Annotated in this window: 24 protein-coding genes; 6 read left to right on the top strand and 18 right to left on the bottom strand. The window is 36.1% G+C overall.

Annotated features, from left to right (window positions below):
- Positions 1–98: 98 nt before the first annotated feature.
- The gene (locus JNUCC76_RS04165; RefSeq protein ID WP_454156060.1) at positions 99–962 is read left to right on the top strand and encodes a helix-turn-helix transcriptional regulator; all 864 of its coding nucleotides are present in this window, start codon (positions 99–101) and stop codon (positions 960–962) included.
- 9 nt (positions 963–971) lie between these two features.
- On the opposite strand, the gene JNUCC76_RS04160 is transcribed toward JNUCC76_RS04165, so the two are convergent.
- From JNUCC76_RS04160 to JNUCC76_RS04135, 6 genes are all read right to left on the bottom strand, one after another.
- The gene (locus tag JNUCC76_RS04160) at positions 972–1,676 is read right to left on the bottom strand and encodes an L-ribulose-5-phosphate 4-epimerase (RefSeq protein WP_454156058.1); all 705 of its coding nucleotides are present in this window, start codon (positions 1,674–1,676) and stop codon (positions 972–974) included.
- 5 nt (positions 1,677–1,681) lie between these two features.
- Positions 1,682–3,298, bottom strand: a complete 1,617-nt coding sequence (locus tag JNUCC76_RS04155) for a xylulokinase (RefSeq protein ID WP_454156056.1) — start codon at positions 3,296–3,298, stop codon at positions 1,682–1,684.
- Positions 3,299–3,382: 84 nt separating this feature from the next.
- Positions 3,383–4,762, bottom strand: coding sequence for a sugar porter family MFS transporter (locus JNUCC76_RS04150; RefSeq protein WP_454156054.1), 1,380 nt, complete (start codon positions 4,760–4,762; stop codon positions 3,383–3,385).
- Between the two features lie 10 nt (positions 4,763–4,772).
- Positions 4,773–6,197 (bottom strand): L-arabinose isomerase, encoded by a 1,425-nt coding sequence (araA, locus tag JNUCC76_RS04145; RefSeq protein WP_454156052.1) that lies wholly within the window; start codon positions 6,195–6,197, stop codon positions 4,773–4,775.
- A gap of 230 nt (positions 6,198–6,427) precedes the next feature.
- Entirely contained in the window at positions 6,428–7,507 is a 1,080-nt protein-coding gene (locus JNUCC76_RS04140; RefSeq protein WP_454156050.1) for a GntR family transcriptional regulator, read from the bottom strand.
- A gap of 469 nt (positions 7,508–7,976) precedes the next feature.
- The gene (locus tag JNUCC76_RS04135) at positions 7,977–8,687 is read right to left on the bottom strand and encodes a CPBP family intramembrane glutamic endopeptidase (protein ID WP_454156048.1); all 711 of its coding nucleotides are present in this window, start codon (positions 8,685–8,687) and stop codon (positions 7,977–7,979) included.
- Between the two features lie 229 nt (positions 8,688–8,916).
- Between JNUCC76_RS04135 and JNUCC76_RS04130 the strand changes: the two genes are divergently transcribed.
- Positions 8,917–9,294 carry a MerR family transcriptional regulator gene (locus JNUCC76_RS04130; RefSeq protein WP_454156046.1) on the top strand — a complete coding sequence of 126 codons (378 nt, stop codon included), beginning with the start codon at positions 8,917–8,919 and terminating at the stop codon, positions 9,292–9,294.
- A 40-nt stretch (positions 9,295–9,334) separates the two neighbouring features.
- Here the strand turns inward: JNUCC76_RS04130 and JNUCC76_RS04125 are convergent, their stop codons facing one another.
- The 6 genes from JNUCC76_RS04125 to JNUCC76_RS04100 form a co-directional block, all read right to left on the bottom strand.
- Entirely contained in the window at positions 9,335–9,586 is a 252-nt protein-coding gene (locus tag JNUCC76_RS04125; protein ID WP_454156044.1) for an AzlD domain-containing protein, read from the bottom strand.
- A gap of 79 nt (positions 9,587–9,665) precedes the next feature.
- Positions 9,666–10,394: an AzlC family ABC transporter permease gene (locus JNUCC76_RS04120; RefSeq protein WP_454156043.1), complete on the bottom strand. Its 729-nt coding sequence runs from the start codon at positions 10,392–10,394 to the stop codon at positions 9,666–9,668.
- A 190-nt stretch (positions 10,395–10,584) separates the two neighbouring features.
- Positions 10,585–12,243, bottom strand: a complete 1,659-nt coding sequence (locus JNUCC76_RS04115; protein ID WP_454156041.1) for a glycoside hydrolase family 43 protein — start codon at positions 12,241–12,243, stop codon at positions 10,585–10,587.
- Between the two features lie 36 nt (positions 12,244–12,279).
- Complete coding sequence (locus JNUCC76_RS04110; protein ID WP_454156040.1) at positions 12,280–13,428, bottom strand: glycoside hydrolase family 5 protein; 1,149 nt, start codon at positions 13,426–13,428, stop codon at positions 12,280–12,282.
- Positions 13,429–13,443: 15 nt separating this feature from the next.
- Positions 13,444–14,694 carry an MFS transporter gene (locus tag JNUCC76_RS04105; RefSeq protein ID WP_454156039.1) on the bottom strand — a complete coding sequence of 417 codons (1,251 nt, stop codon included), beginning with the start codon at positions 14,692–14,694 and terminating at the stop codon, positions 13,444–13,446.
- Positions 14,695–14,696: 2 nt separating this feature from the next.
- Positions 14,697–16,718 (bottom strand): beta-galactosidase, encoded by a 2,022-nt coding sequence (locus tag JNUCC76_RS04100; protein ID WP_454156037.1) that lies wholly within the window; start codon positions 16,716–16,718, stop codon positions 14,697–14,699.
- A 123-nt stretch (positions 16,719–16,841) separates the two neighbouring features.
- On the opposite strand from JNUCC76_RS04100, the gene JNUCC76_RS04095 reads away from it, so the two are divergent.
- A complete protein-coding gene (locus tag JNUCC76_RS04095; RefSeq protein ID WP_454156036.1) occupies positions 16,842–17,738 on the top strand; it encodes an AraC family transcriptional regulator in 897 nt (298 codons plus the stop codon).
- A 32-nt stretch (positions 17,739–17,770) separates the two neighbouring features.
- Here the strand turns inward: JNUCC76_RS04095 and JNUCC76_RS04090 are convergent, their stop codons facing one another.
- The 5 genes from JNUCC76_RS04090 to JNUCC76_RS04070 all read right to left on the bottom strand — a co-directional run bounded on the left by JNUCC76_RS04090 (position 17,771) and on the right by JNUCC76_RS04070 (position 21,859).
- Positions 17,771–18,271 carry an NUDIX hydrolase gene (locus JNUCC76_RS04090; RefSeq protein ID WP_454156035.1) on the bottom strand — a complete coding sequence of 167 codons (501 nt, stop codon included), beginning with the start codon at positions 18,269–18,271 and terminating at the stop codon, positions 17,771–17,773.
- Between the two features lie 93 nt (positions 18,272–18,364).
- A complete protein-coding gene (locus JNUCC76_RS04085; protein ID WP_454156034.1) occupies positions 18,365–19,273 on the bottom strand; it encodes an aldo/keto reductase in 909 nt (302 codons plus the stop codon).
- 91 nt (positions 19,274–19,364) lie between these two features.
- Complete coding sequence (locus JNUCC76_RS04080; protein ID WP_454156032.1) at positions 19,365–19,910, bottom strand: GNAT family N-acetyltransferase; 546 nt, start codon at positions 19,908–19,910, stop codon at positions 19,365–19,367.
- Positions 19,911–19,978: 68 nt separating this feature from the next.
- Entirely contained in the window at positions 19,979–20,482 is a 504-nt protein-coding gene (gene cysE, locus JNUCC76_RS04075; protein ID WP_454156030.1) for a serine O-acetyltransferase, read from the bottom strand.
- Between the two features lie 39 nt (positions 20,483–20,521).
- The gene (locus JNUCC76_RS04070) at positions 20,522–21,859 is read right to left on the bottom strand and encodes an aspartate aminotransferase family protein (RefSeq protein ID WP_454156028.1); all 1,338 of its coding nucleotides are present in this window, start codon (positions 21,857–21,859) and stop codon (positions 20,522–20,524) included.
- Between the two features lie 123 nt (positions 21,860–21,982).
- On the opposite strand from JNUCC76_RS04070, the gene JNUCC76_RS04065 reads away from it, so the two are divergent.
- Both JNUCC76_RS04065 and JNUCC76_RS04060 read left to right on the top strand, forming a co-directional pair.
- Entirely contained in the window at positions 21,983–22,897 is a 915-nt protein-coding gene (locus tag JNUCC76_RS04065; RefSeq protein WP_454156026.1) for a LysR family transcriptional regulator, read from the top strand.
- A 157-nt stretch (positions 22,898–23,054) separates the two neighbouring features.
- Positions 23,055–23,186, top strand: a complete 132-nt coding sequence (locus JNUCC76_RS04060) for a hypothetical protein (RefSeq protein WP_454156024.1) — start codon at positions 23,055–23,057, stop codon at positions 23,184–23,186.
- A gap of 201 nt (positions 23,187–23,387) precedes the next feature.
- Here JNUCC76_RS04060 and JNUCC76_RS04055 read toward each other — a convergent pair whose 3' ends face one another.
- Positions 23,388–24,368 (bottom strand): LacI family DNA-binding transcriptional regulator, encoded by a 981-nt coding sequence (locus JNUCC76_RS04055; protein WP_454156022.1) that lies wholly within the window; start codon positions 24,366–24,368, stop codon positions 23,388–23,390.
- A 212-nt stretch (positions 24,369–24,580) separates the two neighbouring features.
- Here JNUCC76_RS04055 and JNUCC76_RS04050 point away from each other — a divergent pair, with 212 nt between their 5' ends.
- Positions 24,581–26,251: a glycoside hydrolase family 13 protein gene (locus tag JNUCC76_RS04050; protein WP_454156020.1), complete on the top strand. Its 1,671-nt coding sequence runs from the start codon at positions 24,581–24,583 to the stop codon at positions 26,249–26,251.
- Positions 26,252–26,270: the final 19 nt, after the last annotated feature.

The raw sequence follows: 26,270 nt of genomic DNA, 5'->3' as shown, positions 1-26,270 counted from the left end.
TTATGCATAATAGTATATTCAATAATGAATAAACTAAAAAAATAGTGTATACCATGCTATTTTTTAACTATTAAGTTGTAATGGGAGAAATTTAGGTAATGAAAGATACTAGTGACAACATTATTAAGGAAAAAAGAAAGTTACGAAATATATCGCAAGCTCAACTAGGTAATATTGTTGGCTCACAAGCAATGGTCTCAAGAATTGAAAATGGAAAAATATTACCCAATGCTCAAACAATATTTACGCTTTGCCAAAAATTAGAAATTACAGTAGAGGAATATTTTTGCAACATTTTCGGCCCAGATAAAAATATCACAACCTTTAGAAATAAGTTAGATTACTTATATAAACAAGGAGAAATTGACGAACTATACAAAATCTATAGTCAGTATAAACAACACGCTTCTTTAGATATGGAAACAAAACATCATATGTTAATGATAAAATCCACTATTTATCACATGCTGTTTAAACAAGCAAACGAAATTAATCAAAATGTATTATTTTCATATTTTGATGAAATTATCAATTGGCAATTATATGACATATATTTACTTGAATCCACCATTAATATGCTACCTGTTAAAAAAACAAAACCCTATTTTTTAGATATTTTGTCACAGTATAGTAGTAGTGGTGAAGTAAATATGTATTACCCTGATATTGTCACTAACATTATGATTAAATATTTAGAGGCAAGTATCTTACAGCAGCAAAATCATATCACCTCTTTTTTACTCGCTAAAATAAGTAGTGATGACGTCACCCTTAATACTAATCACCAATTATGGGTGTTATTTTTAACTGGAATTTATTACAACAATCAAGAAAAGTTGGAAGAAGCATATAGTATCACTGAGTATTTAAATGACGACTGTACTGCTGAAGTATTCAATCGTATAAAAATACATTGTTCAAAAAATAATAATAAAAAAAGCTCCTTTAATAAAGAGCTTTAACAAAATTACTTATTGTTTATTCTGTCCGTAATATGCATTTGCACCATGTTTTCTAAAATAATGTCTATCCAACAAATACTGTGGTACATGAATATCCTGGGATGGATTAAGATTCATTGTATGGTAATCGATTTCTGCAACAACATCTAGTACTATGGCATTATGAACAGCATCCAAAGCATCCTTACCCCAGGTAAACGGGCCATGATCGTTAGTTAACACTCCTGGAATTGCCATAGGATCTATTTTTTCTCTGTCAAACACGCGAGCAATTGACTTACCAGTATTTAACTCGTACTCATCATCAACTTCAAATTTAGTTAAACGGTCTGCTACCGGTACATCGCCATAAAATGTATCAGCATGTGTTGTTCCTGACGCTGGCACGGGAATACCAGCTTGTGCAAAAGCAACTGCCCATTTAGAATGAGTATGAACAATCCCACCTAGCTCGGGCCAATGACGGTACAAAAATGCATGTGTTGGGGTATCTGTTGATGGATTCAAATTACCTTCAACTACTTCACCATCTAAACTAACAACCACCATATCCTCTGGTTTCAACTCACGATAATCGACACCACTAGGCTTAATGACAAAAACACCTTTTTCACGATCAACTTGAGAGACATTCCCCCAAGTTAAAGTTACTAGATTATTGGCCGGTAAGGCCATGTTAGCTTCGTAAACAATTTTCTTTAAATCTTCTAGCATAACATTCACTCCTTTCTTTTTTTAGAAGGTAACGTTTTAATTGCCGCCAACTCAATATCTAAGCCTGCAACATATCGTTTCATAAATGTTTCAAACCCTTTGACATCTGAAGGTTCAGGCGACAAAGTTTCTGATACTTCATTTGCAAAAACAACATTGTCCAAAAAATCATCTAAGGTCTGCCCATTTTGCCTATTTGTTGCATATAGAGATAATATTGCCATTCCCCAAGGGCCACCTTCGCCAGCCGTTTTCATTACCGTGACATCTGTATTTAGTGCGGCAGCTAATAATTTTTGTGCCACAACCGGTGTCTTGAATACCCCACCTTGCGCCACAATATTATCTGTTAATACATCTTCGTCAGCCAAGATACGCATACCAATTTTAACCGCACCAAACGCAGTAAACAGATGAAATCTCATCAAATTACCAATTGTAAATTCTGAATCTGGTTGACGTACTAACAGTGGACGTCCTTCTGGTATTGCCGTAATATTTTCACCAGAATAATATCCATATCCAGAAAGTTCACCAGCATCAGCATCAGCTTCTGTCAATGCAGCATTGAAAAGCACTTTGTATAATTCACTCGTTGAAATATCGCTTCCAATCATCGAAGCAAATTGTGAGAATAACTTTATCCATGCATTCAAATCAGAGGCGGAGTTGTTGGCGTGAACCATCGCTACTGGTAACCCTGTTGGTGTTGTAACTATATCGATATTGGTATAGACATGTTTAAGGCTTTTTTCTAATACAATCATAGAAAAAATAGATGTTCCAACTGAAATATTTCCAGATCTTTTCTTAACACTATTTGTAGATACCATTCCGGTTCCTGCATCCCCCTCTGGTGGAGCAATAAACGATCCAGCAATTAACTGACCACTTGGATCAAGTAATCTTGCACCTTTTTCTGTTAAGTAACCAGCATCTGCTCCAGCCATTAACGGTTTTGGTAGGATAGTTTCGATTGACCAATTATATTGTTGAACAGATTTCAAACCACTAAATTGATGTAACATTTTTTGATTATAATTTCCTGTTCGATCAATGGGAAATATACCAGATGCATCTCCAATGCCAATGACTTTTTTATCTGTTAATTGCCAATGTACATAACCAGCAAGCGTTGTCAGAAAGTCAATGTTTTTGACATGTAATTCTTGATTGATTATGGCTTGATACAGGTGGGCAATACTCCAACGTTGTGGAATATTAAAGTTAAATAGTTTAGTTAACTCTAGTGACGCTTGTCCAGTAATGGCATTACGCCAAGTTCTAAATGGTACCAGTAGCTCATCATTCTTATCAAATGCTAAGTATCCATGCATCATAGCTGAAAAACCCATTGTCTTAATTTGAGTTATTTCAACATCATAATTTGCTAATACCTTGTTTTTAAGATTACGATAGGCCGTTTGAAGTCCCACCCAAATATCTTCTATTGCATATGTCCATAGGCCATCTTGTAAACTGTTTTCCCAATCAAAGCTACCAGAAGCTATTGTTGTAAAATCTTCTGTTGTTAGTATCGCCTTGACTGTTGTTGAACCGAACTCAACACCAAGGGCTATATTTCCTGTTTCAATTGCCTGTTTTACTTTTTCATTTGTCATATACTTGTTCTCCTAAACAGAAAACATACCTATCAATCTTGTTAAGTATCTTTTCTTTTATGCCTAAGTTTGGCCCGCAATGTATCAGTTCCTGGTTCCCTGAGCTTCTATTTCTTCAAGCGTTCTGCCATGAGTTTCAGGAACAGCAAATTTAATAAATAGCACGGCAATAATAGAAATTACACCAAAGATAGCAAATACCGTTGCTTGCGGCATTGCTGCCGTCATAATAGGAAATAACAACCCAACTGCAAATGATCCTAGCCAATTAAACGATGAAGCCAAACCACTTGCACGCCCGCGAATTGCCAGAGGGAACACTTCACCTACTAATACCCATGTCAAAGGCGCCCAAGTAAATGAATAGAAGGCTACAAAAATTGATAGAAAAACAACAATCAACATTGGTGGAAATTTATCAGCCCCAACTAATGCATTGAGAGCTGAGGGCATTAAGAATGATAAAGCCATTACTGTTCCGCCGACCATTAACAATGTGCGACGTTTGAATTTATCTGCAATTATCATGTACAATAATGCGCCAAGTACAAGTATCACACCTTGTACGATAGGCCATAACAATGCACTTGAGGCAGCTTGACCGCTCGCCTTTTCAACAATTAGCGGAATATAGTAAAATATTGCATTGGCGCCCATAAATTGTTGAAAGGCTGCGACACCGATACCCGCAGTAACTAAATACCGGTACTTGTTAGAAAATAATGTACCTAGAGTAATATTCTTCTGTGCTCCTGACTCAACTGCTACAGTGTTTTGTATGTCTTCTAATTCTGAGTCCACCTCACCGACACTACGAATATAAGTAAGCACTTGTCGTGCTTCAGCTAATTTATGTGTTTTAACCAGAAATCGTGGTGATTCAGGTAAACGGAGAACACCCAAGAAAAGTATGATTGCAGGTACGGCAGCTAAACCAAGCATTAATCGCCAAGCAAGTGTATGAGGTAACCCCTGTAGCAAATAGTCAACGATATATGATAAAAGCATTCCAGAAACAATCATCAACTGATTCAATCCAGATAAACGACCTCTCGTTTTTGCTGGCGCCATTTCAGACATGTATGAAGGAACTAATGCCGAAGCTGCCCCAACAGCTAAGCCCAAAAGGAAACGAGCAAAGAGCAACCAGGCTACACCGTTATTCGGAGATATTCCTGCCATCAGCGCACCTACTGCAAAGATAAACGATGAAGCTAATATCATCCGACGCCGACCCAATTTATCTGACAATTGGCCAGCTAATGCACCACCGAGAATTGCTCCTAACATCAAAGTTGAAGTAATCCATCCGATTGTTCCAGCATCTGTTAAATTCCAGTCTTTTTGCAAAAATGGTAAGGCACCGGTCATAACACCGATATCGTAACCAAATAAAATTCCACCAAATGCACCAAAGAAATATATAAATGAACTGGAGATTTTTTTTGTAGATCCATTTTCCATGATTATGCCTTTACTTAATATCTACATATGTGACACCGAATAAGTTGGCTAAATCGGTCAGCTGTTCAGAATCAATCGAGAAGCTCAATGTTGTGTGATGTCCGCCACCAACTGTTAACCATCCTTCAGCACCCGCTTTCAAGCCGGCCTTTGGTGTCCATAATTGCTTAGCAACTGGTAGATATGGTGTTTCAGCTTCTGGTTTATTTCCTGTGACATCATAGCTAATTAACTTAAACTCATCACCAAAATCAGAAATTGTCACATCAACAGCATCACCAGTACGTCCACTAAAGACCAAACGAGCGGGATCTTCCTTACCACCAATATCAAGAGGATGCACCTCAACACGTGATTTATCCGATGCTATCGTTGGATCAACTTCAAGCATATGTGATCCAAGAATTGCTTCATGGCCTTGTCTCAAATCCAAAGTATAATCTTCCATGAATGCTGTCGCTTGATTATGTGACACAATTTTTAACAAACGTGTTAGTGCTGCTGTCTTCCAATCTCCCTCACCAGCGAATCCAAATCCATCTGCCATCAAAAGTTGTGCTGCCAAACCAGGTAATTGTTCAAGCCCAACCAAGTCTTCAAAATTAGTGGTGAAAGCCGAATAACCTTTATCAGTCAAAAATGCCTTGATACCTAGATATTCGCGTAATTGATATTTCACGTTGTGTTCATATTTCTCAGGATCATTTTGACCAGCAACAAATTCGTATTGATCTTGGAGCTTGATGTAAAGATCATCAATTTCGGTACCATCAACTGCATTGACATATTCCACTAAGTCACCAACACCCCAATAGTCTACTGTCCAACCGAACTTAATTTGTGCTTCAATTTTATCACCGTCTGTAACTGCTACATTACGCATCTTATCAGCAAAAGTGACTACTTTAATCTTGAAACTTTCTTCATAAGCGACAGCAACATCCATCCATTTTCCAATTTGCACTTGAACGGCTTCATCAGACCAGTGACCAAAAATGATTTTATTGTTTAACCTAAGCCGAGCATTAATAAACGCATACTCACGATCACCGTGCGCCGATTGATTTAAATTCATGTAGTCGAAATCAATTGTGTCATAAGGAATATTATTCAACATTTGAGTTGCTAAATGAAGCAGTGGTTTGTTTAGTAATTGTGTCCCACGAATCCAATTTTTAGCTGGTGAAAAAGTATGTGCCCATGTGATGACACCAGCAACAGAGTCATCATAGTTTGCTTCTTTCATCGTTTCAGTAATATTTTCAGCTGTCACACCAACAGTTTTAAATTCAATTGGATAAGGTAAATTACCTGATTCATTTAACTTCTCGATAATCTTTTTTGAATCTTCTTCAACTTGTTTCAATACTTCAGGACCATATAGAAATTGAGATCCTGTCACAAACCAAAACTTGTAATCTTGTATATCAGTCATTTTTCATCCTCTGTATTTGTACTTGTAGCGACATTTGTAGTGTTGAAGCGACTCGGAATCAAACGATGTTATCTAGAATAATCATTTTTTGGAAACGCTTACAAACAAACTATAAAACATTTGTCCGTATAAGTCAAATATATTTATTTTTATACGATAACTTAATTTTAAAAACATAAAAAAGCTAACTAGAAAATATCTTCTAGTTAGCTTTTTTTTAGCCGTTTAATTTAACTAATATCACTTACTGATTCTCTTTCAATCAATTGAGAATGATAGATAATCGACTCAACCTTGTGATGCTTGATTTTCTGTAACAATAACCTCGCCGCATCTTGTCCCATTTTCTCTTTAGCATGTGACACTGTTGTCAGCCTAGGAGACAAATATTGTGATAATTGGAAATCATCAAAACCAATCACGGAGATATCTTGTGGTACTTTAAGCCCCACTTCATGAATCAAGTCTACAATACGTATCGCTAGCTGATCATTATATGCGATGACGGCTGTGGGCCTTTGATCTGGATTTTTCACCAACAATTCACGCATATTTTGAAGTGCTTCATTCACTTCATCAGATTTATACATGATTGAGGAACTCTCTGGTAAGATATTCGGATGGTTCTGATACGACTGAAGAAAGCCATTCAAACGATGAATACCTTGAACATCGGAAACTTGAAATACACCTGTGATTCTTTTATGTCCTCGTTTAATCAAATATTCCGTTACCTGATAGATTGCATTTTTATCATCACTGACCAATGTGGTCCCTTCAAAATTATTGTATGAGGCATTAATGAAAACCATCGGAATGTTTAGTTGCGCAATTTTTTGATACAAATCAATATTAGGTGTATCGATAGCGCTTTGGGTTGGTTCAATGATCAATCCACCTAAATTTTGGCTCATTAAGTTTGTTAATGCTGTGCGTTCACGTTTTGGGTCGTTATGGGTGTTAGCCAAAATAAGTGAAAATCCGTTTTCAGATAGCACTTGATCAGCACCATCAATAATTGCTGGAAATATATAAGATGCCACATGAGTAGATAAGATACCAATTACTTTGGGGACTTCCTCATATTTTTTTGCAGCTGACCAATCAGCCACAAACGAGCCACCACCTTGCACACGATAAACATATTTTTCATTTTCTAAATCAGAAACAGCACGTCGTACGGTGTAACGGCTGACAGAAAACGCTGTCATCATTTCGCTCTCTGTTGGCAGCTGTTGATTTTTATCGTATTCTCCACTCAATATTTTTTCTAAAATGTCTTTTTTAACAATTTCATATTTATTTGCCATGTTTAATAAAAATGCGCCGAAATATTTCTGGCACTGCTAGTCCTTTTATATGATCATTTTAATCTTATTCTTTGCAGTGTAGCAAGTGTATAAAATTAATCATACATTGAGTTTATCATACTGTTGTCATACATAGCTTACTTTTTCGAATTTGTGTATTGTTTATTGAAAATCACTTCAGGGTATTTATTAGATTTCTTAATCAAAAGCTTTTCTTTATCGCCTTTCAAATAATGATAATACCAAACTTATGGTTTTATCTAAGCTACTATGAGAAATATATACGTTAAACTATACTTCTCACAAAAGCATAAAACGTTGCTACAAAAGATTGCAGTCTTGAAAATTCATCAAAAAAACAGCTAATTGCTATTTTTTGTAAAAATACTACGAAGCAAATACCTTTTTTCATGTCATGAATTGAAAGAAAACTGATATTGGCGCAACTTTATGAAAATATTTACTGCAATTAAACTTCCAATAGTAAATTTTGATTAGCATTCACCGTTGTTTCTAATGATTTAATCAAAATCATACTGATAACAGCCAAGGGAAGAAACAATAATACGACTACTGACCAACTCATATGTGTTGAAGTATTTTCGTATATGCCAAATTGCAAATCAAACAAAAAGTGTAAGATGGCACCAACGTAAATACTGTTTGTAATGATTTTTACCAAAGAAAAAAATAAACCAATACAAAAAGCATAGAAAACTTGCTGGGCAACGCCCTTAGTGGTATCTAATCCTAAATTGAATAGATGCAACAAACCGAATATGATACTAGTCACTATTGATGTGATGAGCAATTTGTTATTGTATTTTTTTAAAAACCGCTGAATTAGATTGAATAAATATCCTCTTGCAAGATATTCTTCGAAAAATCCGGCGCCCAAAGCTATAGCTGTACAAGTGACAATAACTTCAGGTGAACTCTGAAACAAAAGTAGCATACTTTGAATATTTTCATTAATAATATATAGCAAAATAAAATAACCAAAAGCAAATAGTGATGAATACTTTTGAAACGTAGACAGTTCAATACGGTGTATGAATAATCGACCATGGTTTGAAATCGAATTGACAAGCCATGAAAATATGTAGATGCACACGATTAAAAGAAAAGTTATTATGATTAAATTTTTTAATGGTGCTTGATCTGGAGAATACGGTTCCATCGAGATACCAATAAAAAACATTATGATAATTGCAATATTCTTTATGAGAAACATTATCGGCTTATATTTTTTTCGTAGCATATTTAAAACATCCTTTAATTTTTTATTATCGTTGCAAACACTCTGGAATAACGTTATTACAAACGATGAAGTTAACTTCAATGTCAAGCTAAACTTGCTATTTTGTCATTGAAATAAAGTGGAACCAATTATTTTAGAGGAAAATGATATGAAACAACTAACTCGTGGCAAACTAGCAAAAATAACAGGTCTTAGTGCAGCGACAATTCGTTATTATGAACAATGCGGACTACTACCAAAACCAAAGCGTTTAGCAAATGGTTATCGCATATATGATGAAACTTATTTACCAAAAATTAAGTTTATTCAAGATGCCAAATCACTAGGTTACACTTTAAAAGAGATTCAAGAAAGCCTGAATATGCTTAACAAACAAATGTCCCCAGACGATTTAAAAAAGCTTGTTGCAGGTAAAATTACTCAAATTGAATCCAGAATTGATAATCTATTTACCATGAAAAAATTATTGATGTCTTTGTTAGAATTCTCAGATTCCGACATTTACAATTATTTGGGCACATTTTAAGTAAAAAAAAAAGATAACTATCGTATATGGCTATCTTTTTTTAAAGATTAAAGTATCTCATCAAAGCCATTACTAGCACACTCAATAAAACTACAACCATCAGAGAACGCCTAAAATAGCCGATAATTAAACCAGGTAACAATGCCACTAAAACAGTAAAGTTCACAGTCGCCAGCTGCCCGTGCCCATGAACAACAAATATATTTTGAAACATAAGTGTTGTCATCATTGCTAACGGTAAATACCTTAAAAATGTCGTCATCCAATCTGGAAAGTTAATATACTTAGCCATAAAAAAAGGTATCACTCTAGGAATAAGTGTCACAATAATACAGCCTAGAAGGACGATATAAAATTTAGTATCACTCATATTACTCACCCTCACTTCTATTTACCAAAACGGCGTAAAAGCTCCCCAAAACAGATGCTAACAATACAGACACAACTGCACTAAAGAAATACATAAGTAAGTACAACAAAGCCGTAGAAACGATTATAATTGACAGCACCTTAAACTTATTTTCCTTAGGATTTTGGAACATTGAAATGCTTGTCAGCAACCAAAGTCCGGCAAACATTCCCGTTAAAGCAAAATCCAAGCCGAATGCTGCAGAATCAGTAATATTTTTGCCAACTACTGCAAAAATAACACAAGCTAGCCACCATGTTGCCCATGAAGCAATATTCAAACCATGCATCCACATCACTGATCTTTTCTTGCCAGCTGCAATATTCACAGACAGTATGCCAAATGACTCATCAGTTACTAAACTACCCATAAGCAAACTGGATGCAGTAGATTGCCGCGGAAAAACTTGTGTAACCGTTAGTGACTGTAAAAACATGCGAAAGTTAACCAAAAAAACCATCATGACAATGCTGCTAATGGACGCATTGGCAACCAACATACTGATAACAATAAACTGTCCAGAACCAGCATAAAAAATCGCTGACAGCAAAAATACTTGCCAAAGAGTAAAGTTTTCTGAGCCAGCAATTGTTCCAAATGCTGCGCCAATACTAATATAACCTAGCATGGTTGGCAAAGAAGCCTTTACGCCACTCCAAAAATCATTCAATTGTTCTTTTGATAACGACATAGACTATTCTCAATTCATAACATTTTAGTCAGTTGAAGCAATATAAATATCCTATCATAACTGTTTTATAATGTTAATATTTTTATTAGTAAATAATTAGACAATTTTATATTAAATGATAATTTTTACATCAAAAAACCCAACGAGCATATCACGTTGGGTTTTCTTCTTAATTAAATTAAACAACACATCAAAGATTCGTTACCTTATAGAACGAAAAGTCACCGTAACCATCATGCTGGTGTGCATCAGTGACCGCTATGAAGTTGAAGAGCCCTGTGAAACCGCCAATTTCACCTTTTTCACCATTAACCCCTTCATCGGATAAATAATTAACATCAACATTTTCTAGTAATATCAGCCATTCACTGTCAGCAGACATTCTATAAAACACTGTCGCTTCACCAAAATTATAGACGAATTTTATTTGAACGTGTCCAATTGAAATAGGCACCTTAACGTACTGATAAATTTTTTTCTCACCCAACTTTGCTTGTGTTAAACCTAATGTTATCGCGTTTAATGATTCTGACCAGTATAAGTTTGCATACAACCAGTTATTAGCATCATAATATAGCCCTGCTCCAGCTGATTCAGAATAATGATTTGGATGAATTTCCACTTCAGTTTCTAGAGAATAAGTGAACGATGTAGCTCGGGTAGCTAAAATACTTGGATTCATTTGTGAGAAAAGTGACTCGCCACCATAAATTCTTAAGTAATCTGTATTTTCCGAATTATTGATCCATGTTTTATTCTGAAAACGATATGGAGATAAAAATCGCTTGTCATAATAAGGCTCATTAAAGTCCTCCTTGATATCTTCAGAATATTTTATTGTTGCTTCTTTTTGTTGTGGGCCATCAATATTTTCCTTAGCAAAATTTGTACCGTCAGCCATTTGTAACCAGTTGTCTGCCGTCCAATTTACTTTCTGGATACCAGTTTCTCGTCCTAATGGGTTTAATGTCGTACCAGGCAATGGGCGTGACATCAAATGTGCAACGTACCACTCACCGTTGGGTGTCTCCACCAAAGAACCGTGACCCGACTTTTGTATATTAGAATTTGGATTATACATCTCAAATTGCCCAGCATCAGGATCTCCTAGGGAAAAAAGGTGTTCTGGTGAGGAAGTAATAATTGGTTCGCCACTAGGATGTGATTCATAAGGTCCAAATATGTCCTTTGATCGGCCAATTTCGACTCCATGGGCGTAACCTGTACCCCCAGCTGCAATCATAAGATAATAGTAACCGTTTCTTTTGTAAATTATTGGTGCTTCAGCAGCACCCCTTGAAGTAAATCCGGTAGTTACTCGATGCCACGAACCAACAATTTTCTGCTTTTCAAAGTTGAATTCAGCTATGACAATATGCCCTGGTGCTTGATAATTTGGTCTTGACTCCCATTCTAAGATAGCAATATATTTCTTGCCATCGTCGTCATGAAAAATAGATGGATCAAAGCCTATTGATGTGAGGTAAATTGGCTCTGACCAAGGGCCGTGAATACTTTCCGACCAAAGCGCATACGAATCGGCATTAAATTCTCGACCCGCCATGTTTAACATGTGCGAATAAGCAATCCAATAACGTTTTTTGTGTGCATCATAGGATAGATGTGGCGCCCAAATTCCTGCTGGTGTGTTTGTTCCCTTCAAAGAGATCTCTTCTTTTTTCAAAACATGATCAATTAATTGCCAATTTTTTAAGTCAGTTGATTCAAATAGCTGAATTGCAGGTGTCCAATGAAAGGTTGAAGTAGCAATATAATATTTATTTTCTACCCTAATGATGGATGGATCAGGTGCCATTCCAGGAATAATCGGGTTTTTTATTTTTAACATATGATCACTCTCTTTCAATTAATCGCCTCAGTTTGTTTAAATCTTGGCCCACTTTTTGTTGACAGACCTTTCGAGTGACCAAGAATCCCAACCGAACCATTCCTTATCATTAATTGTGTCAATATTAATTTTGTAACTCCAGAAAAAATAACCATCAACGCGTTGCCACTGCTCAATTTGTAAGTTCCAAAGATCTTGATAAATACTTAGCGCATTGTTTTGATCAATTTCTACTTCCTGATCAAATACCTGTTGGACAGGGCTAACACCACCTTTGGTATCTGAACCTGTAGCCAAAGAATTGAACAAAGTCCATTCACCTACTACTACTGGAACAAATTCTTTGACTTTAGCAATCGCATCCCCAACTTCATTCATGTATTGATGATACGAATCAAGTGTTAACTCACCTGTCTTCATTTCAGCAATCATTAGATATTGGTGGGTATCTAATACAACATTCTCAAATTCATTTTGCTTAAAAAATTCCGCCCATTTTGAAATATCAAATCCATCATGAAACATAACCACCTTATCTACCGGTAGTACTTCTCGTAATTTGGTGTATGATTGCTTATAAAATTCGTATAGAAACTTAAATGTAATTGGTGCGTTTTCCAATGCCATCTCGGGATCACGAGGTTTATACCGATCAAGCATTGTTTGAAACATTTCGGCTGTTGCAGGTTCATTTAATACTTCAATACCATATAACCCAACTCTTTGCCCATAACGTTCGGCCAAACGACGCAAAACTGAAATAGCAAAATCTACTTGATCTGAATGTTGTGCCCAGTTCTGAACACCAGATATACCACCATTGTCAAAACCATTTTGACTCCCAGGAACTGTATGCAAATCAATTAGAATTTTAAGGTTATATGCTTCAGCCCAACTAAAGGCTTTATCAAGATAATCGATAGCACCAATAAATGGTGACACATCACCAAAAATAAAATAAGGAACTGGAATACGTATTGTGTCTATTCCTAAACTTGCGATATTTAAGAAATCAGCCTCCGTAATAAAATTAGCCCGGTGCATATTTATGCGTGTTTTGTAGTCTGTTTCACTTAAATCACGTGGCAAGTAATACTCATCTTCTGCTGCTACACCATCAAATAATTGTGGTGCCATCCATTTTTCCAAAACAAGCCATCCACCTAAATTAACACCTTTAATCATTGTCTAAATTCTCCTTTACTTTGTCGACTTAATCATTTGGATAAATATCATAGCTAGTGCAGAAAATACAACAGCTGTTGGAAATACCAAATTATATCCGCCGAATCCAACTAAAATACTTGTAACAATTGGACCAACTGTCTGGCCTAATGTGGTTGCCATGTTTAAAATCCCTAAATCCTTACCCGATTCAGTCTTGTTAGGCAAAACGTCTATATTCAATGCCTGATCAACCGCACCGTACACTGCATAACCTAATCCTGAGAATCCTGCAAACAGAATCATTGAGAATGGTGACTTCATAATCCATGGTAACAAAAACCCAATGGACATGAGCAAGGTTGCAATATTTACTGGCAGCTTTCGACGACCAAATTTATCTGACAAACTCCCTGAGACCAATGAGCCAACTAATCCGACAACCATTGTCACGATTGACATGACCGAAATAGTTGCAGCAGCAGCTGTTTCACTTTGACCAATATAACTTAACAAAATATATAATTGATAATTCAAAATCATGTAGTATGAAAAGATTAATAATGACCTACCGGTAAAGGCTAACCAAAAATCACGGGCGCCTTTAAGTGGTGGACGAAATGAAGCTAATAATTCCTTAACGCCACCTGTAACTGATGGTAATGACTTTGCAGAACGCTCGTGTGGCCAAACGATAACTGTCGCAATACCTGCAATACCCATTAGGATACCGGCCGTAATAAATCCTGGAGTCTGCAACGTAATAAAGCGGGCACCAATTAAGGTTCCAAGCGACGTTCCAACGGTAGTACCAGCTGAATAAAATGCTGATGTTGTTGCACGCAAGTTTTCGGGAACTCGGTCTGACAGAGTCGCCATAGCTGGCGCAATCATCATATTTAAACCAATCATACTGATACAGTAACTAACCCCGATTAACCAGACATTTTGAAACAGACCGATAGCAAACAAAGATACACCGCCGATAACACCACCTGCAACAATCCATGGCGTACGTTGGCCAAAGCGAGAACGCGTGCGATCTGATAAATTACCAACGATTAAGTTTGATAATAATGAGGTTATGGCGGTTGCTGCGTTTAAAACACCAAACACGGCTGTGGAACCTTCGGCTCCTACCACATTTCGCAAATGTTGTGGCAAAAGAACTGCAGCTATAATTGCCAATCCAGCCATCCACAACAATGAGAACAAGAAATAAGATATCGTGAATCGAAATCCATCTTTTTTGCCCAATTTAATTTGAGCATCTACTGTCTTATCCATTATCAGTTACTTCTTTCTATAATTTTTACATCCCAAGGCTGCAATGTCACTTGACTACCTTGAGCCATGTGTTCTTGTTTGATTAACTCCATACCTGAGAAAGGCGCAGCCAGGCTTGTACTCCTATCCGAAAAATTAAACAAGAAATCAATGCTTGCACCGTACTCATTTTGTGCTGATTTAACAATCACTGGGAAAGTTGCATCATAATTGGATTGGAGAACTCCTGATTGCTTGATAACATGTTTTACTAGAGCATTCGTAACAGATTGGCTTGGCCAAGCACCTAAATACCATGCCGTACCATTACCATATTTGTTTTCAGTAATAGCCCCAAATTTTTTCCAATGATTATTATATGAGGCTAAAATTGTTGCTCCATCACTTTCGAGCAATTCAGCCCACTCACTGATTTGCAAATCAGTATCTTCAAATATGCCAGTCTGATCTTCTAATGTCTCACCATTGGGGTCGACAAACATGTGATAATGCGCACCAATTGCTTCTCGAATAATTGCTGGCTGTATATCAGTCCGTACTTTGACATGTTCATCAGTCACACCATCTTTAAATGTGAACAATACATTGCCACCGTCATGAATGTAGTGATTTAATGCTTTCAAAAAGCTTTCGTCGCTGACATATAACATTGGTACGACAACTAATGAATAATCACTCAAATTAATCGTTTTTGGATTCAAAATATCGGTTCGGACATTTAATTTGTAAAATGTATCGTACAATCTCCGAAATACATCATTGTATTTTACGTCCTTCCCAATCGCAAACTCTATCCAATCGCTGGATGTTGCTGTGAGACTTTCGTTATCTACCACAAACGCTACGTCTGCTGAGTGATTTAAGTTGACTAACTTATCAGACAAACGTTCAAAGTCATGTCCCACTTTCTGAGCCTCTTCATAAACCGGATTTGGTTCAAAATCATGACTCAATAACCCTTTCCAATATGTCTCGAAAGAATTATGGATAGAATGCCAGTGCCAATATTCAATCATGTTCGCGCCATTAGCGATATGATTAAAGGCAAGTTGATAAAGTTGACCTGGAAATGGTGTCCAGCTTTTAAATGCTTGTGCCTGTGTTTCTAGCACCAAATAATTTTGATGCTTAATTGAACGCGCAATATCGCCAGCAAAAGAATTTTCCGTCCCTGTAAGTTGATCTTGTGAGGGATGATAGACATCAATTCCCACAAAGTCTAACGGTTCGGCTGCCGCAAAATGATTGACGTCTGGTTGAATGCCATACGAATAATCACGCCATTCAAAATCAAAATTGTGTGTCACAAATTGAAAATCTTTTTTATATTCATTGACCAAATCAACTTGCCAACTTAAGTATTCCTGAACCAGAGAACGTTGATATTTTGCAAACTCACCTGCTAAACTGCCGTTAATTGTACCGTTTACATTCGGAAAATCCTCCCACGTGTTAATACGATTCGACCAATAGTCGAGACCAAACTCTTTATTGAACGTATCAAGATCACCAGAAAATTTTTCTTTAATTTCTTCAACAAAGCCGGCTTGGACATGGCTTGCAGATGTACCATAGTGCTTGGTTTCATTATCAACTTGATAACCAATGATGTTCTCGTAATCAACCGTTTTCTGCAACATTTGACGAATAATCCGCTCAGAATAATATCGATAAATTGGACTGGTAATATCCATTATCTGCCTGGCACCATAAGGCAAGCGGATCCCGTTATTTTCAACAAGCACCTCAGGGAACTTCCTAGCCAGCCAAGTAGGAAATGCATACGTCGGCGTGCCCACAATAACCGATATCTTTGCATCCCTCATTTTATTGAGCGTATAAATCAGTTTACTAAAATCGAATACACCATCCTGTGGTTCGTAAGTACTCCAAGTACTTTCTCCAATTCTGACGACATTAATTTTGGCTTCTTGCATCATTTTGATATCTTGATCAATACGATCATAGGGTAAATACTCAAAATAATAGGCAACGCCAAACAATAATTCCTTATTTTTGTTCATACGATTCCTTTCTTTGTGTTAAAATAAAATAATAACTCTTGATAACGCTTTCATTATGGCGCATAATTATCTTAAATGTAAGCGCTTTATTCACCATAAAAAAGCCCTTTTTGAGGTTATCACATGAAATCATTCGAAAAAAAAGAGCTTCAAGGCTCCATACGATTACCCGCATTAGATTGGAACATCTCTTTCTTTGGTGGTCATCAGCAAGATATCAAACCTGGCTGGCACTACCCTTCTGAACGTCATCTGGCTTTTGAAGTATTTTACATTGTCGAAGGTGCTATCAATGTAACGGCCTTTGATAATACAATTCGCCTAGAATCGGGGGATATTATGGTTTTATATCCCAATGTATGGCACGAAACAACTAGTCTAACAAATACAACCTACTTTAATTTTCATTTCAATTTAGATGATGAACGTTTCGTCACAAATTTAATAAGTCAGGGTATCCTTAATTTTCCTAACGGATCACTAAAAAATATCCCTCTTATCAAAAGTTTGGACAAATTACGGGACGTATTAAACAAAAACATGGCGTACACTTTTAAGGATGAGTTGAAGCTTCATGTATTACTGTCTGATTTTATTTTCCAATTATTTTCTACTGAAGTATTAGAACACACATCCCTTAACTCCTCCCAACTGAAAATAGCCAGTTCAATTGCTTATGGTATAAGAACTACTTTGCAAAAGAATATCCACAGCTACTTTAACGAAGATTTCATTGTCAGCGATCATTCGTCCCGTTTAAGTATTGACAAAATTTACAGTGATCTAAAAATTAGTCCAAGTTATGGTGGAGAAGTGTTTAGAAAAATTTACGGATACGCACCACGACAATATTTAACAAAATTAAAAATTGCACAAGCTAAGCGGTTACTGCAAATGCCTGATTTAAGTGTGATTAACATTAGCGAAGCGCTGGGTTATCAGGATTCCGCTCATTTTTCACGACAATTTAAAAAATGGACTGAAAATACCCCCTATCAATATCGTAAAAATCATCAATAAAAAAGTACCGATTGTTAGCAATCAGTACTTTTTTAAAATACAGCATTCTCCAACACTGTCCACTCATCAAATATGGTATCTTCATCTTCAAAACGACGATTGTTCAATAAATATTCCTTTGCTTTTAAAACCAATGGTGAAGCATTACGAATACTTATATTTTCCAGTGGTATAAAAACAGCGCCTAATGAATCTTGCCCATCAAACTGTGGTGCAATTTCTTCAACTTTGCCAGACAACTTTTCAACATCATAAAATACAGCGATATGTTGATTATAGTGGTAATTTAAATAATCCCAAGGATATTTAAAACTAGTAATTCCCAACTGACTATATTTCTGAACCGTCAAACCTGTTTCTTCTGTTATTTCACGTTTAATAGCAAGCGATAATTCTTCCCCATCTTCTAAGCTGCCACCTGGCAAATCAAAACGATTAATGTATGGTCCACCATTCTTTTTTATGACAACAAGCCCTTTACTGCTTGAATAAATAATGCCATAAACGCCAAATGCACGATGATATTTTTCCATATTCCATTCCTTCTTTCTAAAGTGTGAATAGCGTAAAAAAGCAAGTCATATTACTGACTTGCTTTTTTATATAGACTTATAGTACAACACTACCTAAAAATTTTCAAAGGCTGTGTCGATTTGCTGATATTCTGTTTCAGTTAAATCAATGTTTAGTGTAGCAACGTTATTAGTCACTTGGCTTGCATTACGTGCCCCAGGAATAACCGCACTGATGCTAGGATTGGCAATATACCAAGCCAGAATAGTTTGCGAGATTGAAGCATTGTGATTTTTCGCTATTTTCTCAACAAGTTTTAAGGCAGAAATAATTGTTTCAAATTGTTCTTTTGTAAACTGCTCAAATTTATCAGCATCTGCCAAGCTGTACTTTCCCGTTAACAATCCAGAAGCCAATGGAAAATATGGCACAAAACCAATATGGTTTTCTTGCAAGTATGGCCATAATTTATTTTCCGCTTCGCGGTGCACTAAACTATATGCATCTTCGACATAGTCTACTTGACCATTTTTATTAGCTTCTTTAATTTGTTCCAAACTGAAGTTTGATACACCGACTGCACGAATTTTCCCTGATTTCTTCAAATCATTTAAAGCAGCAACTGCTTCATCTTTGGGCGTGTTTTCATCAGGAAAATGAATATAGAAAATATCGATGTAGTCCGTCTGAAGTCTTTCCAAGGCATCATCAACTGCTTTTTTAAGAAAAGCTGGTGTATTATTAATTTTTAAATTATCATCTGGATCTTGTGCCGCTTTAGTAGCAATTTTAAAGCTTGAACGAGAATAATTTTTAATAACTTCACCAATGATTTCTTCTGAGCGACCAAGACCATACATATAGGCTGTATCAATCATTTGAACCTGCGAATCCAATGCTTCACGAACTATATCAAAGCCATCTTCATCTTTTAGGCCCTCAAACAAATTATGACCGCCTACTTTATTGGTTCCAATGCCCAACTTCACAGCCTTACTACTTTCTTTTTGATTATGTGACATGATTCTCCTTTCTACATTCAACTAACTATTAATTAGCTTAATTATATAGCAGATTAATCAATAATACTGTTTTCATGCTTAATTATTACATTTAAAATTCTCGTTTGAGCAGATAATACTCATTCATATCGCGCAATTGACCACGATGAACATAGTAATCCGGATGAGTTGCCAAATATGAAAAACCTGCGTGTTTGGCAACTGCATTACTGCCAACATTCTCTACATCGGCAAACAATGATAACTTATTCAAACCAATATTTTCAAAAGCATACTCACAAACCTTACGAACAGACTTGGTCATGATACCTTGATGCTGAAATTTTGAATGTAACCAATACCCTATCTCTGCTTTTTTGTTCTCTGAATCAATATAATGAAGATCAATTACACCCACAATATGATTATCTCGAATAATTGAAAACAATGCATCAGTACCATCTGCGATACCATGCATTTTTTTCTTTATATAATTAACTTCGTCTTCTTTTGTTTTTGTTAATGCCACAAACCCAAGAAATTGACCGATGTTTTCTTGATCATTATAGAGTAACTCAAACATTTCATCGGCATGGCTTAGTTCGGTCACCGCGATAGCAAGATGATTCTCTATCGTACTTTCAAAGTAAATACTCATAATTTTCCCTCATAACGTATAGAATATCATATACTCTAACACAATTATGATATTACTACATTTTTTTATTAGATATTCGGATTTTTGTGCAATATATGCGCTGGATTACCAACGATAGTCACGTGACTTGGAACATCATGTAAAACCACTGTTGCAGCTCCGATTTTCACATGATTTCCAATTGTAATATTTCCCAAAATAGTAGCATGCGCACCAATCAGTGTGTGATCGCCGATTTTCGGGTGCCGGCGACTTGTGTCTCCAAGGGCATGATGCGTACTACCTAGGGTTACACCATGATATAAAATCACATCATCACCAATAATTGCTGTTTCACCAATGACAGTTCCAGAGCCGTGGTCAATTAACAGACGTTTCCCAATTTGCGCGCCAGGATGTATCTCGACTCCTGTGATTAAGCGTCCCCATTGCGAGCATAGATGCGCAAGAAGCTTCAAATTGAGTTGCCACAACTGATGGCTAATACGATAAACCCAAACAGCATGCAAGCCAGAATAAGTTAAAATAATTTGCAAATTAGAAGAAATGGCGGGATCGTAATTTCTGATCATTTTAATATTTTCAAAAATAATTATTCTCCTTTTAGTATTCTATAAATTACCAAGGTTTATAGCATTTTGGACAGATTTAATGGACTGTTCGAGTATTACCAAACCACTGTCTAATTCTTCATAGCTAACAGTTAGTGGCGGAGCTATCCTGAACACACCACCCATCCCTGGAAGATTAACAATATTCATATGAAGTCCTAGTTTATAGCAGCGTTTTGTAATTTCATCACCAATAAATTCAGATCTTTCTTTATTGCTTTTACTTTTTATAATTTCTAATCCTTGAAGAAGCCCACGACCACGAGCATCCCCAACAATATCATATTTATCGACTAGTTTTTGCAATCCATCATGTAAATAATTCCCTTTTTCTTTGGCTACTTGACATAAATTATCACGTTCAATAATATTCATAACTGTGCAACCAACAGCTGCTACCAAGGGATCGTTCACGTGCGATGTATAAAAAAGAAATCCTTTTTCATGAGCCTCTTTTTCGATTTTATCCGTCGTAACCAATGCTGCTAATGGTAGACCCGAACCCAATGTTTTTGATAAAGTCAAAATATCTGGTTCAACGTCATCATTCTGATATGCAAACCATTCACCAGTTCTACCTAAGCTAGTTTGCGCTTCATCAAATATCAGCAACATACCACGTTCGCGACATTTTTCTTTTAGTGCTGCCAAGTATCCTTTGGGGGGCACCAAAATACCACCACCCGATACAATTGGTTCCACAATGCAAGCTGCTAGGCTACCAACCGATTGTGCATCAACCATTTCAAATCCATAATCTAGTTCTTTGCGCCAATCATATTCTCCTTTTGAATTGAAAAAATTGGGACGGTATGTATACGGCGTTGGGATTGAAAGTTGACCTGGAGAGGTTGGTGCCCCAGATTTTCTAGCTGAAGCATAGGTGGCGCCAGCGCTAGCCTGCGTCACACCGTGCCATGATTTATTAAAAGAGACGACTTCAAATTTTCCTGTGACCAATTTAGCCATTCTCAAAGCGGCCTCATTAACTTCCGACCCCGTCGATAACGGAATAACTTTGTTTAAAGTCCCTCCTGTTTTACTAGCAATGTTTTTAGCCAAATTGATATTAGGTCGCGAAAGCATACCACTATATAAATGATCCAATCGTTGTACGGTTTGCTGTACAGTTGTAACAATTTCAGGATTTGAATGTCCTAATGTGGAACTCATCTGCCCTGACGTAAAATCAAGTATTTTTTTACCTGATTCTGTAAACAAATAAGTCCCTTTTGCGCGGTCAATAATATCGGGACTAAAAGCCATTCCAGCGTACCGACCAACATATTTTTCTATATCACCCCATGGTTCCTGTGATTTTTCAAATGCTTCTATCATATTCAAATGCCTCTTTCGATTAATAATTAACTTGAAATTAATTTTAAAGCAATATAAAATTAATGAAAAGATAAAGTATCTGAGGATATAGTTCAGTTTTTCTAAACGATTGAGGTAATATGAATGAATATTTGGCAACTGCAAATTTTAAACCACCTAGCCGAACTAGGAACAATGAATCGAGTTGCTGATGCTTTATTTGTTAGTCCTGCAACAATATCACAGCAATTAAGAGACCTTGAAAACGATTTAGAATTAACGCTGATTGAAAAACAAGGACGGAAAGTTTATCTGAACCAAACTGGACAAGAATTAGTGAAGAGAACCCAGCCGGTTTTATCTGAATTAGAGACGATCGAAAATGAATTTAAAACACGACAAAGTGAAATTGCTGGTATTGTTCGAATTGCAACCTTCACCAGTGCACTAAATTCTATACTTATTCCTGTCATAAAAAATATTAATCAAACCTTTCCGAGTATTGAATGCAGAATATATGAAGAGGAACCCGACCAAAGCCTATTAGGACTTCAATCACACAAATTTGATATTGTGTTAACTGGTTATTTTGAAAAAAAGGTCACTTTTCCCAATTCAGACATCATATCGACCAATATTGGCGAAGATAAATTATTAGTGGTCTCAAGTAAAGACGACAAAAGTATTTTACCAATTAAACACTTTTCAGACTTAGCATCAAAAAAGTGGATCACAGAGCCCAAAAATACATATTTATCTAATCATATCATCCAAATGTGCCGAGAAAATTTATTTGACCCTGATGTCGTTAGTGAAATTCACAGTTATGATGCTATAAAAAGCTTAGTAAAATCACAACTTGGTATCTCTATATTGCCTTCCTTAGCACTTACTCCAGGTAATGATATGGATGGGATTTTTATTCATGATTTTGATATTAAAAGCAAGAGACAAATCTACCTTTTAGAACGTAAGCCACAAAAAAAAATCCCCGCAATCAAAATTGTGTCGCAAATGATTACCAATCAAGCAACTACAGTTTTAAAAAACTTTGATTGATTTTTACAAGTTTAAAAAGCGACTTCAGTAATTGAAATCGCTTTTTATTTTTTCTAACAGAATTCTAATATATTTTTCTTGAAACCTGCTGATTATATGTTTCTGATATTTTCAGAGTATTGTGTTGCTAATTGCACTGATTGATTTCACTAAAATTATGACATCCGTCGTTGGCTGGCTTAAAGCTCGTCATTTTCGTAGTCCAATTATTACTTATTTGAAATCATTAAATTTAGTCGATGGATTAGTTGCCATCGTGATGACACAATATGCACTACTATCCTATTAAAATTTACCTAATGCTTCGTCATTAACAGAATTGTTTGGTATGGAAATTGGTATTTTTTAGTGATAACACTTCGAAGCCCATATAAAGTTCTTTTCGCGTTAAATGACTGCAACTGTAAAAAGACCGCCGTGCACACATCACACGATGAATGGCAAAGGGTCTTTTTAGTACAAACATATTCTGAAATCATTTTAATTTTATTCAACTACTCTCGCGTTCGTCTATCTGAAAAGAAGTATAAATGTGATTCGACTCATTGTCTTTATCAAACAACATCTTTAAAGCTGTTTCTCCCATATTATAGAATGACTGTGTGACGCTCGTGATACGAGGGCTAACAATATCAACTAAATAGGTGCCGTCAATGCTGATTACTGCTAGTTGATCTGGTACATTAATGTCTAGTTTTTGAGCTTTGTTAATAATACCTATTGCTGCCAAGTCACTCGCGCCAATAACGGCTGTTACATCCGTTTGTGATGCATAATATTGCATTGATGATACACCACTTTCATATGAGTAATCGCCATCAAAAATCCAATCATCATTTTGAGAAATATGATGGTCCTTCAGAGCTGACAAATAGCCAGCTACTCGTTGGTGACCTATAAACTTATCCACTTCTAGACTTGATAAACCAATTTTTTTGTGACCTTTTTGAATCAAAAACTTGGTTGCTTCATATCCTATTTTAAAATCGTCTGAAGACACAAACTTTGATTCTTTACTCATTGCAGTTGAAACAAATACATGCGAAATACCACTATTCTTTAGTAAATTGATAGCATCACCACGTAGTCCCACAGAAATTAATAATATGCCAGTGACAGGTCGTTCAATAACAGTATTGAGTGCTTTAATTTGTGTTTCTTCATCATTATCACCCACAAATAGGATTATTACACTCAAATCCCTCTCAAAGGCATTTTTTTGGATACTTTCAATGATCTTCATTGCAAAATTTGTTTTGGGTGTTGGTACCAAAATTGCAATAACATTACTTTTCATGGTCACTAATTCTACTGCGGCTTTATTTTTTTTGTAGCCCAATTCTTGAATTGCTTCATGAACTCTTTTTTTGGTTGCTAAAGAGTAGGCTTCTTTTTTACCTGCTAATACTCTGGAAACAGTTGCGATTGAAACATTTGCTTTTTTAGCAACATCTTTAATTGTAACTGACATTATGAACCCCGTTTTCTAACTTACATCTGATTTTATTATATCCCAACACTACTCAATCTCATAAATTAAATAAATTCTTATTTTTTTCGTGTGTGGACGATTATATCAGTCATTATAATGAGTAAACGTTTACTGTGTTGATATAAAAGGATTGTAAACGTTTACGTAAAGTGATAGTCTGTGCTTATAAAATAAAAAAGGAGAATCATACAATGACTAAACAATGGTTTAAAGACTCAGTGGTATATCAAATTTATCCTATGAGTTTTCAAGACAGTAATAACGACGGTATTGGTGACCTTGCTGGCATCACTCAACGTTTACAATATATTCATAATTTGGGTGCTGATGTTATTTGGTTAAATCCTATTTATGTCTCTCCAAATAAAGACAACGGCTACGACATTGCTGATTATCGCAATATCAACCCCGATTATGGCACAATGCAGGATTTTGAAGATTTACTTCAACAAGCTCATCGCTTAAACCTTAAAATTATGATGGATTTGGTTGTTAATCATACGTCAGATCAACATGTTTGGTTTAAAGAAAGTCGGAAGAATCAAGCTAACGAGTACGCAGATTATTATATTTGGCGAAATCCGGTAGACGGACATGAGCCAAATAATTGGAAGGCAGCGTTTGGCGGTTCCGCTTGGACTTATGCCCCTGATCGTAAGCAATATTACCTGCACATGTTTGCCGAAGGACAACCTGATCTCAATTGGGAAAATCCGGATGTTCGTGAAGCTGTCTTTGATATTGAAAGATTTTGGTTGGATAAAGGTGTTGATGGATTTCGAATGGATGTAATCAATTTAATTTCTAAACCTGAAGGCCTCCCTGATGTCACAGGAACAGCAACTGCAGGAACAACATTAGACTTTGTGGCAGACGGTCATCGACTCAATGAATTCTTACGTGAAATGAATGACGAAGTATTGTCTAAATACGACACGATTACTGTTGGTGAAATGCCTGGCTCAACCCCTGAGGATGCGATTAAATACACAGGGCTAGATAGTCATGAATTGAATATGGTCTTCCAATTCGAACACGTTTCTCTTAGTCCTAATCCAGACGTACGACTTGGTAAATGGAATGACAAACCAATTAAACTAGAAGAGTTAAAAGAGTCCTTAAATCGTTGGCAAATTGGATTAGATGGCAAGGGGTGGAATAGCCTCTATTGGAATAATCACGACCAACCCCGTGCAGTTTCGCGATTTGGAAATGATAAACCTGAATTTAGAGTATTGTCTGCTAAAATGTTGGCAACTACCTTGCACATGATGCAAGGTACACCCTACGTATATCAAGGTGAAGAACTAGGTATGACTAACGGTCATTTTGAGAATCTGGAACAATATGAAGATATTGAGTCGATCAACTTTTATCATGAATTTGTTGATGAGCAAAAGATTGTTGACAGCGCAACAATGCTAAAGTATTTAGCTAATATGTCACGTGATAACGCGAGAACCCCTATGCAATGGAACAACCAACAAAATGCCGGATTTTCAAATGTGACACCTTGGTATGCACCAAATAAAAATTACAGAGCAATCAATGCCGAAAATGTTTTGTCTGATAACGACTCCGTTTACTATCATTACCAGAAGTTAATACAACTTCGTCATGATTCAGAGATCGTTAGATATGGAACGTTTGAAGCAATTGATCCTGAAGATAACCAGGTATACGCATACCTTCGTCACTATAAAGAACAGTCTATTCTTGTTTTGAGCAACTTTACTGACGAAATAGTCACTCGCGACTATGAACAAACGAAGTTCGCAGAATTATTAATCAATAACTATTCAGATGATCAAGGAACAACCTTACGTCCATATGAAAGCAAAGTTTATCTTTTGACGAAATAATTAAAATTTCTGACAAAAA

This window comes from Leuconostoc sp. JNUCC 76 (assembly GCF_053667755.1).
The sequence above is the reverse complement of the archived record's forward strand: the minus strand, read 5'-3'. Positions and strand labels throughout refer to the sequence as shown.

Coding starts and splice junctions, on each gene's coding strand:
- JNUCC76_RS04165 (WP_454156060.1), top strand. CDS start 99: ATGAAAGATACTAGTGACAACATTATTAAGGAAAAAAGAAAGTTACGA.
- JNUCC76_RS04160 (WP_454156058.1), bottom strand. CDS start 1,676: ATGCTAGAAGATTTAAAGAAAATTGTTTACGAAGCTAACATGGCCTTA.
- JNUCC76_RS04155 (WP_454156056.1), bottom strand. CDS start 3,298: ATGACAAATGAAAAAGTAAAACAGGCAATTGAAACAGGAAATATAGCC.
- JNUCC76_RS04150 (WP_454156054.1), bottom strand. CDS start 4,762: ATGGAAAATGGATCTACAAAAAAAATCTCCAGTTCATTTATATATTTC.
- araA (WP_454156052.1), bottom strand. CDS start 6,197: ATGACTGATATACAAGATTACAAGTTTTGGTTTGTGACAGGATCTCAA.
- JNUCC76_RS04140 (WP_454156050.1), bottom strand. CDS start 7,507: ATGGCAAATAAATATGAAATTGTTAAAAAAGACATTTTAGAAAAAATA.
- JNUCC76_RS04135 (WP_454156048.1), bottom strand. CDS start 8,687: ATGGAACCGTATTCTCCAGATCAAGCACCATTAAAAAATTTAATCATA.
- JNUCC76_RS04130 (WP_454156046.1), top strand. CDS start 8,917: ATGAAACAACTAACTCGTGGCAAACTAGCAAAAATAACAGGTCTTAGT.
- JNUCC76_RS04125 (WP_454156044.1), bottom strand. CDS start 9,586: ATGGCTAAGTATATTAACTTTCCAGATTGGATGACGACATTTTTAAGG.
- JNUCC76_RS04120 (WP_454156043.1), bottom strand. CDS start 10,394: ATGTCGTTATCAAAAGAACAATTGAATGATTTTTGGAGTGGCGTAAAG.
- JNUCC76_RS04115 (WP_454156041.1), bottom strand. CDS start 12,243: ATGTTAAAAATAAAAAACCCGATTATTCCTGGAATGGCACCTGATCCA.
- JNUCC76_RS04110 (WP_454156040.1), bottom strand. CDS start 13,428: ATGATTAAAGGTGTTAATTTAGGTGGATGGCTTGTTTTGGAAAAATGG.
- JNUCC76_RS04105 (WP_454156039.1), bottom strand. CDS start 14,694: ATGGATAAGACAGTAGATGCTCAAATTAAATTGGGCAAAAAAGATGGA.
- JNUCC76_RS04100 (WP_454156037.1), bottom strand. CDS start 16,718: ATGAACAAAAATAAGGAATTATTGTTTGGCGTTGCCTATTATTTTGAG.
- JNUCC76_RS04095 (WP_454156036.1), top strand. CDS start 16,842: ATGAAATCATTCGAAAAAAAAGAGCTTCAAGGCTCCATACGATTACCC.
- JNUCC76_RS04090 (WP_454156035.1), bottom strand. CDS start 18,271: ATGGAAAAATATCATCGTGCATTTGGCGTTTATGGCATTATTTATTCA.
- JNUCC76_RS04085 (WP_454156034.1), bottom strand. CDS start 19,273: ATGTCACATAATCAAAAAGAAAGTAGTAAGGCTGTGAAGTTGGGCATT.
- JNUCC76_RS04080 (WP_454156032.1), bottom strand. CDS start 19,910: ATGAGTATTTACTTTGAAAGTACGATAGAGAATCATCTTGCTATCGCG.
- cysE (WP_454156030.1), bottom strand. CDS start 20,482: ATGATCAGAAATTACGATCCCGCCATTTCTTCTAATTTGCAAATTATT.
- JNUCC76_RS04070 (WP_454156028.1), bottom strand. CDS start 21,859: ATGATAGAAGCATTTGAAAAATCACAGGAACCATGGGGTGATATAGAA.
- JNUCC76_RS04065 (WP_454156026.1), top strand. CDS start 21,983: ATGAATATTTGGCAACTGCAAATTTTAAACCACCTAGCCGAACTAGGA.
- JNUCC76_RS04060 (WP_454156024.1), top strand. CDS start 23,055: ATGACATCCGTCGTTGGCTGGCTTAAAGCTCGTCATTTTCGTAGTCCA.
- JNUCC76_RS04055 (WP_454156022.1), bottom strand. CDS start 24,368: ATGTCAGTTACAATTAAAGATGTTGCTAAAAAAGCAAATGTTTCAATC.
- JNUCC76_RS04050 (WP_454156020.1), top strand. CDS start 24,581: ATGACTAAACAATGGTTTAAAGACTCAGTGGTATATCAAATTTATCCT.